Annotated in this window: 8 protein-coding genes and 1 pseudogene; 2 read left to right on the forward strand and 7 right to left on the reverse strand. The window is 67.4% G+C overall.

Translation table 11 applies throughout. The features are described from left to right. On the forward strand, positions 1–559 hold a 559-nt coding region (locus WAX14_RS03000), incomplete at its 5' end, for an SAF domain-containing protein (RefSeq protein ID WP_422626609.1). A 123-nt stretch (positions 560–682) separates the two neighbouring features. Next, a complete protein-coding gene (gene mscL, locus WAX14_RS03005; RefSeq protein WP_422626610.1) occupies positions 683–1,105 on the forward strand; it encodes a large conductance mechanosensitive channel protein MscL in 423 nt (140 codons plus the stop codon). A 119-nt stretch (positions 1,106–1,224) separates the two neighbouring features. On the opposite strand, the pseudogene WAX14_RS03010 reads toward mscL, so the two are convergent. The 7 genes and pseudogenes from WAX14_RS03010 to WAX14_RS03040 form a co-directional block, all read right to left on the reverse strand. Then, positions 1,225–1,902 (reverse strand): annotated as a pseudogene (locus WAX14_RS03010) (MspA family porin). A 54-nt stretch (positions 1,903–1,956) separates the two neighbouring features. Next, the gene (locus WAX14_RS03015) at positions 1,957–2,721 is read right to left on the reverse strand and encodes an MspA family porin (RefSeq protein ID WP_422626611.1); all 765 of its coding nucleotides are present in this window, start codon (positions 2,719–2,721) and stop codon (positions 1,957–1,959) included. 575 nt (positions 2,722–3,296) lie between these two features. Further along, positions 3,297–3,500 carry a hypothetical protein gene (locus WAX14_RS03020; protein WP_422626616.1) on the reverse strand — a complete coding sequence of 68 codons (204 nt, stop codon included), beginning with the start codon at positions 3,498–3,500 and terminating at the stop codon, positions 3,297–3,299. 49 nt (positions 3,501–3,549) lie between these two features. After that, positions 3,550–4,122: a MogA/MoaB family molybdenum cofactor biosynthesis protein gene (locus WAX14_RS03025; protein ID WP_422626612.1), complete on the reverse strand. Its 573-nt coding sequence runs from the start codon at positions 4,120–4,122 to the stop codon at positions 3,550–3,552. After that, positions 4,119–5,375 carry a S1C family serine protease gene (locus WAX14_RS03030; RefSeq protein ID WP_422626613.1) on the reverse strand — a complete coding sequence of 419 codons (1,257 nt, stop codon included), beginning with the start codon at positions 5,373–5,375 and terminating at the stop codon, positions 4,119–4,121. The genes WAX14_RS03025 and WAX14_RS03030 overlap by 4 nt, the downstream gene beginning before the upstream one ends. 91 nt (positions 5,376–5,466) lie before the next feature. Continuing rightward, positions 5,467–6,894 carry an ATP-binding protein gene (locus WAX14_RS03035; protein ID WP_422626614.1) on the reverse strand — a complete coding sequence of 476 codons (1,428 nt, stop codon included), beginning with the start codon at positions 6,892–6,894 and terminating at the stop codon, positions 5,467–5,469. A 17-nt stretch (positions 6,895–6,911) separates the two neighbouring features. Further along, entirely contained in the window at positions 6,912–7,601 is a 690-nt protein-coding gene (locus WAX14_RS03040) for a response regulator transcription factor (protein WP_422626615.1), read from the reverse strand. Positions 7,602–7,820 lie beyond the last annotated feature (219 nt).

Raw genomic sequence — 7,820 nt, forward strand, 5'->3', positions numbered from 1 at the left:
CCTCGCGCTCGTCGCCGTCGTGGCGGCGCTGCGGGACGGGCCGTCGACCGGGCAATCTCCCGCCGTCGTCGCCGTGCGCGATCTGAGCCCCGGGCACACCCTCACGCTCGACGACGTCGAACTCGTCGACCGCGACTCGTCGTCGGTGCCGTCCGGTGCGCTCACCACCGCCGCCGACGCGGTCGGCCACACCCTGTCCGGGCCCGTCCCCGCGGGCGAAGCCCTCGTGTCGGTGCGCATGCTCGGTCCGCGCCTCGCGGGTGCGGCAACCGGCAATCCCGATGCGCGGGTGGTTCCGATCCGGCTGGCCGACGCGGGCGTCGGCGATCTGCTGCGCGAGGGTGATCTCGTCGATGTGCTGACGGTCGCGCCGTCACCGGACGATCGATCCCCCAACGCGCAGGTGCTGGCGACGGGTGCGACCGTCGTCCTCGCACACACCGCGGACGGCGCTCGCGACCAGCGTGAACGTGTCGTCTTGTTGGCGTTGGCGCCGGAGCAGGCGGTCGCGGTCGCGGCGGCGTCGCTCGTCAGCGCGCTCACAGTCACGCTGCACTGACCGTCCGACTGCACTGACCGTCCGACTGCACTGACTGGGTTGTCGCCGCCCGGTGCGAACCGCGCAGTTGGTTTATCGTGCTCGGAGAGCATTTTGTGACCGACACCACAAGGAGAGCGGATCATGCTGAAGGGCTTCAAGGACTTTCTGTTGAGGGGCAACGTCCTCGATCTCGCGGTCGCCGTGGTCGTGGGCACCGCGTTCGTCGCCATCGTCACGGCGTTCACCGAGTACATCATCAATCCGCTCATCGCCGCGGTCGGCGGCGACAACGAGATGGGTTGGGGTTTCCAGGTTCTCGCGGACAATCCCGCCACGTTCGTCAACATCGGCGCGGTGGTGAGTGCGGCGATCAACTTCGTCATCATCGCCGCTGTCGTGTATTTCGTGCTCATTGTTCCGGCGAACATCGCAAAGAAGCGGTTCGCGACGGAGAAGTCCGACGAAAAGGCCAGTGCCGAGGATCTTCTCATCCAGATCCGCGACATCCTCGAGTCCCAGTCCACTCAGGTCGGCGCGCACGCGAAGGACGTTCCCGAATCCTGATCCCACAAGACGAAAAGAACCGCCCCCCTTGGGATTCCAAGGAGGGCGGTTCGTGTTCGGCGTGATGCCGGACGGTCTACTCAGACGATCTGATCAGTCGGGCTGATCAGACGGACTGATCAGACGGTCCAGGCGTTGCCGTAGGTGGTGACGTTGTCGCCGTTCGCGGTGATCGCGCGGACGAACGGACGGACCTGGACAGCGCCGATGACGCCGGTGGCGGTGCCGTGGACGTTGGCGAACTGGACGGTCTTGAAATCACCGTCGAACTCGCCCTCGGAAACCACGAGCTCCTCGATGCCCGGGGCCGGGGTCAGCTCCAGCTCGACGTGGCCCTGCGGGAGGATGTCGGTGACCGTACCGGTAGAACCTGCGACGATGCCGGTTACGCCCTTGGACGGGTCGATCTCGGCCTCGACACCCGTTTCAAGCTCCAACTGCGGGGTGGAGTAGGTGACGCCGATGGAGCCGTCGATGCTGCCGGCCCACGCGAACTAGTAGCCGAACTGGAAGGTGGTGCCCTCGGCGTCGGCAGCGTCCTCGCCGATCAGGTTCGCGGTGCCGCGGCCGTTGTGGAAGAACTCGCGGTTGAACGGGCTGCCGCCCAGGGCGGGAACACCGTGGATGTTGGTGTCTTCCTGGGTCACGACGACCTCGAGGCCGTCGGAGATGATGCGGTTCTGGTCGTTGACCTCCGCCTGCGCGGTGCCGGTGGCACCCAGGACGAGGCCGAGCACGGCGGCACCGGAGACGGCGGCGTTACGGGCGGCCTTGAAGCCACGCGACTTGATTCCCATGATTACTCCGTATTTCGTGGTGGGGATGTACTGCGGGAAGTGGCGAATGCCGGACTAGATGGTCCAGACCTGGCCGTAGGTGGTGACGTTGTCGCCGTTCGCGGTGATCACGCGAACGAACGGGCGGAGCGAGACCGCACCGATGATGCCGGTAGCGGCACCGGACACATTCGCGATCTGGACTTCCTTGAAGTCGCCGTCGAACTCGCCCTCCGCGACGACGAGTTCCTCGATGCCCGGTGCCGGCGTCAGGTCGATGCCGGTGGACACCTGGGGAAGAATGCCCGAGACGGTCAGCGTGCTCGCATTCTCGACCTCGGTCAGCTCGAACTTCCGAATCGGGTCGCCGTTCGCATCCTTGACCGGCTCGCCGTCGGGACCCTTGATGTAGATCGGATTGTCATCCGCGTCGACCGCAGGCTCCCACACCTGCCCCTGGCCGCCTTCCGCCTCGAGCTGCGGCGATGACCAACTGAAGCCGATCGATCCGTCGATCGACGCCGACCACGCGACCTGGTAGCCGAACTGGAACGTCGATCCCTCGAAGTCCCCGGCCTCCGGGCCGACGATGTTGGCGAGACCGCGACCGTTGTGGAACCACTGGCGGCTCATCGGACTGCCACCCAGCGGCGGCACACCCTGGATGAACGTGTCTTCCTGGGTGACGATCACTTCGTGTCCGTCGGAGACGATCCGGTTCTGATCGTTGACCTCGGCATTCGCCGTGCCCGTCGATCCGAGGACCAGACCTGCCACGGCAGCGGCGGCCACCACGGCGTTGCGGGCGGTCTTCAGACCGCGTCGCGTCTGAATCTTCATGAATGCCTCATCCATTCTCTGCGTGCCGGGTTCAGCACCCGCGTCCGACAAATCGTCGTGTCGCCCGCGAGGCATGTCACACCGAGCGCCGCCGAGGCATTCCCCGTCGATGCCGATGCGCACATCATCCGCACGGTAGTTGCGTTACCGATTCGCGATAAAAAACCCGGAACCGTGTCCGGGCCTTTACTCGATCGAACCTGTGCAGAGATTAGACGGTGACCTGAGCCCGGGCAACGGCTACCCTCACTCGCCCAGCAAGGAGGCGGTGCGGACGGAACGCGAGACGTTTCGGTGAGATGAACGATAACAGTTCAATAACGCAGTGTCTCGGGTCACGAAATGCCGATCCGGCACCCTCACCTCACGCGAGCCGAGCTCGAGCCAAACCTGCTGGTGAGCGCCGCGGAGACCCGCACCCCCCGCCCGATGCGCGGCGACGGCGACATCGGCGGCCCGACAGCGGGGCAGATCCGTCGATTCCGGGTGCCGCGTGCCGGTGTTTCAGAAAGGTTTCCCGCAGGCGAATCGCAGTTGAACAGAAAACAATCCCGGATATGGACGTGTGTCCGAGATCACAGTTTACCGTGGTGTGGCGGCACCTGCCGGCGCAGCCATTCGTCGGAATCCGATCGTTCCTCGCCCTGCCCGCGCTCGTCCCGCGTCGTGTCGGGAAGCACCTCACCGAAGATGCGGGCGAGCCGGGCTCGGTCGATCCGAGCCCGGCTACCTGCGGTTTTCTCACCCGCTGTTTCACCCGCGGAACCCTGTCCGGTAATGCCGTCTCCGGAGGCGTGCTCGCGTGGATCGTTCACCGGCACGGCAATCTCAGGCTTCCAGCCGAGACAGTTCCTCGATGACGTGCGCGGCCAACGGCGTCAGCGTCGCCATGCCGTCGCGGATCGCGGCCCGCGACGACGCGAGGTTCACCACCACCGTCGAACCGGACACCCCGACCAGCCCGCGCGACAGCCCGGCGTCCAACGCGCCCGCCGCCAAACCCGACGACCGCAGCGCCTCGCTGATGCCCTTCAGTTCGTGATCGAGGACATCCGCCGTCGCCTCGGGCGCCACGTCGCGCGGCGTCACCCCGGTACCGCCGATCGACACCACCAGGTCGACGCCACCGATCACCGCGGTGTTCAGCGCATTGCGAATTTCGACCTCGTCGGCCGCGACGGTGACGACACCGTCGACGACGAAGCCTCCTTCGAGCAGAAGTTCGGTGACCAGCGGGCCGGCCGAATCAGGGTTGTCTCCGTGCGCAACCCGATCATCGACGATGACGACGAGTGCGCGGCCGGTCCGGGAGGCTTCGAGTTCCATGGACCCCACGGTAGTTCCCATGTCCAGCAGGCGAGCGGTTTGCCCCGTGCCGAGTGTCAGTGTTCCGGTGTTCATCGTCCGCCCGTCTCCGCAGCGACGAGTTGCACGTCGACGCTCGTCTCGTTCTTGCCCTGCGCGTCGGTGTAGGTGACGTGGACGGTGTCGCCCGGCGCATGCGACCGGATCGCCGCGATCAGCGAATCACCGTCGGTGACGTACCGGTCGTCGACCTTCGTGATGACCGAGCCGCGCGGAATACCGGCCTTCTCGGCGGGGCTACCGGCGGTGACCTCCATCACCGTCGCACCGCGCGCGGTGTCCTGCGACGGCACCTGCACGCCGATGATCGCGTGCGTCGCCTTCCCCGTCTCGATGAGTTCCTGCGCGATGCGGCGTGCCTGATCGACGGGGATCGCGAAGCCGAGACCGATCGATCCGGATTGTCCACCCGATGTGGCGATGGCCGTGTTGATGCCGATGAGCCGGCCGTCCATGTCGACCAGGGCACCACCGGAGTTGCCGGGGTTGATGGCGGCGTCGGTCTGGATCGCGTCGATCACCGTGTTCTGGTTACCGGTCTCCCCGCTCGTCGACACCGGGCGGTCGAGGGCCGACACGATACCGGAGGTGACGGTGCTTTCCAGGCCGAGCGGTGAACCCACCGCGACGACACCCTGCCCGACCTGCAGTCCGTCGGATGTGCCGAGTTCGATGGGGGTCAGGTCGGTGCGGCCCTCGGCGCGCACGACCGCGAGATCGGAGATCGGGTCGGCGCCGACGACGGTGGCGGGGGCCGAACTGCCGTCCGCGAAGTACACGGTCAGTTGCGCGCCCGGCCCGCCACCGGCTGCGACGTGATTGTTGGTGAGGATCAGTCCGTCGGACGACAGGATCACCCCGGAACCCTCACCCTGCGCTGCGCTTCCGACGATGCCGATGCGGACGACACTCGGCACGACCTGCTGCGCGACGGCCTGCACCGATCCGGCGGGCGCATTCGCGACCGTCGTCGCGTCGGGCTTCGGGGTGTTCAGTGCGTTGCTGACCACGGTTGTGTCGTTGCCGCCCACGGCGAGCGCTCCGACCGCTCCGCCGACACCGCCGCTGACCAGAGCCAATGCGATGGCCCCTGCGACGAGCGCGCCCCGGCCACGCCGGCCCGGCCGATGGTTGCCCGGCTGGGTGAACCCCTGCTGCGGAACACCCGGATGCGGCGTCCCCGGCTGCTGTGGCCCCGGCTGAGCGCCCAGAGGTTCAGTCCGGCCGGACCCCGGGTAGGGGTTGGTCGGCGGCTGGTACGGCAGCCCAGAATTCTGGTCGTCGCTCATCGCATCCCCATTCGTGCACGTTCGGATCTGTACAACTCCAGAGTGGACCCGATCGCCGAGACGGCGCTGAGAGCAACACCCGATTTTGCTGTCAATCGCGACCGTCGAATGCCCCGGGGACACTGCTGTCGGTCAACTCCGGGGTGCCCGGCAACACGATGCGGATCAGCGCACCGCCGCGCAACGACCGGTCCACCGCGATCGTGCCGCCGTGTTTCATCACGACCTGCCGCACGATCGCCAGACCGAGCCCGGAACCGGGCATCGACCGCGCGGTCGTCGCCCGATAGAACCGTTCGAACACCAATTCGCGTTCCTCGTCGGGAATGCCCGGACCCGCGTCGTCGACGGTCAGCTCCATCAGACCGCTCCCGAGCTGCCGCATCGCCACCAGCACCTCGGCGCCCGACGGACTCCACTTCGCGGCGTTGTCGAGGACGTTGAGCACCGCCCGCGACAACGTCGCCTGATCGCCGAACACGAACCACGGTTCGGTGGTGGCGGTGAAGTCGATTTCGGTGCGGCGGCGGCGTGCCCGCTCGAGGCTGCGGTCGACGACGTCGGCGATGTCGACCGCCTCGAACACCGTCTCGGGGGCATCCTCGCGGGCGAGGTCGACCAGATCGCCGACCAGCGTCGACAGTTCCTCGATCTGCGCAACCACATCCTCGCGCAGGTCGGCCATGTCCTCGTCGGGCACCTGCGGCGCCCCCGGGCGGCTCGCCGCGATGAGCAACTCCATGTTGGTGCGCAACGACGTCAGCGGCGTGCGCAGTTCGTGTCCGGCATCGGCGACGAGCCGACTCTGCCGCTCCCTCGCCTCGCCGAGCGCCCGCAACATCATGTTGAAGCTTTCCGTCAACCGGGCGAGTTCGTCGTGGCCGGACACCCGGATGGGCCGCAGGTCGTCGGTGCGGGCGACACGTTCGGCGGCGGCCGTGAGCCGTGCGACCGGTCGCAGTCCGGTACGGCCGACGGTCGCACCGGCGGCCGCGGCCAGCACCACCCCGCATCCGCCGACCACGAACAGCACGCTGGCCAGCCGGTTGAGGATCTCCTCAGTCGGTTCGAGTCGCTGCGCGATCACCACGGTGCTGCCGTCGGGGATGCGCTGCGCGAGCACCCGCTGCCGCGAGACGGTGCGCAACGACGATTCGGCTTCTCCCTCGGCGACCGCGAGTTCGGCGTCACCGATCGGCACCGTCGACCCGAACGGCACGTAGCGACCGAGATCCGGGTAGATCAGCGCGACACTGATGAGGGAGCTGTAGAGCCTGGCACCGCCGATGTAGCGGGGGTCGTAGGTGATGAGCGTGCTCGATTCGACGAGCGCCGACGCGCGGGCCTGCAACTGCTTGTCCACATCCGAATACAGCGCCCGCGCGACCACCATGTACGCGGCGATCGACGTCACCGCCACCGCGAGCGCGACCGCGCCCGCCGCGAGCAACGTCACCCGGATCCGCAGCGGCACCGATCGGGTCAGCAACGTCGGGGGCCGCATCTGAGGTTTCACCATGTCGCGTCCGCCGCCCATCACGGCGGCGTTTCGCGCAGCACGTAGCCGACGCCGCGCACCGTGTGGATCAGGCGCGGCTCGCCGTCGGCTTCCGTTTTGCGGCGCAGATACCCGACATACACCTCGAGGGCGTTGCCGGACGTCGGGAAGTCGTAGCCCCACACCTCCTCGAGGATGCGGCTGCGGGTGAGCACCCGGCGCGGGTTCGCCATGAGCATTTCCATCAGGGAAAACTCGGTGCGGGTCAGGCTGATCGGGCGGTCGCCCCGCATCACCTCGCGGGTATCGGGATTCAAGGTCAGATCCTCGAAGCTCAACGTCTCTGCGGCCGCCCGGTCCGGGTCGGGGGCCGTGCGCCGCAACAGCGCACGCAGCCGCGCGAGCAGTTCTTCGAGTGCGAACGGTTTCGGAAGGTAGTCGTCGGCGCCCGCGTCGAGACCGGCGACCCGTTCGGACACCGAATCGCGGGCGGTGAGCACCAGGATCGGCAGGTCGTCACCGGTGCTGCGCAGCCGCCGGCACACTTCGAGCCCGTCGACGCGCGGCATCATCACGTCCAGCACCATTGCGTCCGGTCGGCTCACCAGGAGTTTGTCGAGGGCGTCCTGCCCGTCGGTGGCCAGTTCGACGGTGTATCCATTGAAGGTGAGTGATCGGCGCAGCGACTCCCGCACCGCCCGATCGTCGTCGACCACCAGAATGCGCATGCCCACCAGTGTGGCCCGGCCCGGCTGAGAACTGTCTGAGAGTTGACGTCCTCCCGGCCGTGAACGACCGGGATTCCTCCCGCAGCGCTACGCGCCACCCCGGTGGGTTCCTGTTTCACCGGGACTTACCTCCCGCTAAGCGGCAGGATTTACGGTCCCTCCGCAGGCGTTTAGCCTCTCCGCACGTCCTGCGGCGAGAATGTTCTTCGCGGCGTTGAG

This window comes from Rhodococcus sp. (in: high G+C Gram-positive bacteria), assembly GCF_049299235.1.
Lineage (GTDB): Bacteria > Actinomycetota > Actinomycetes > Mycobacteriales > Mycobacteriaceae > Rhodococcus.